At 47.2% G+C, this 235-nt stretch carries 1 protein-coding gene; it reads left to right on the top strand.

Annotation, left to right across the window (positions count from 1 at the left end; all coding sequences use genetic code 11):
* Positions 1–235 (top strand): hypothetical protein (locus AAEZ03_RS28935; protein WP_350583446.1); only part of this gene is annotated, 235 nt, incomplete at both ends.

The raw sequence follows: 235 nt of genomic DNA, 5'->3' as shown, positions 1-235 counted from the left end.
GTCATCAGTTGCAACTACCCTATGCCGTCACTTGGTTTGCCAAGGGTATGGTCGATGAAAGTGATCCTCTCTGTCTTGGCTGCTATAACGGCGTATTCAGCCACACCCCAGGTAAAATCTACATTGAAACCATCGCCGATTATGTGTTGGAAATAGGCACAGCTATTTTTCCATCCGACACCAACAATGCCTTTGGCAGCCAGACTCATGCCATAGACAAGCACCAGAATAAGAC

Source organism: Pseudomonas sp. HY2-MNA-CIBAN-0224 (assembly GCF_040310285.1).
GTDB classification, from domain to species: Bacteria; Pseudomonadota; Gammaproteobacteria; order Pseudomonadales; family Pseudomonadaceae; genus Aquipseudomonas; species Aquipseudomonas helleri.
Note: the sequence above shows the minus strand (reverse complement) of the source record. Positions and strands in the feature narration are given on the sequence as shown.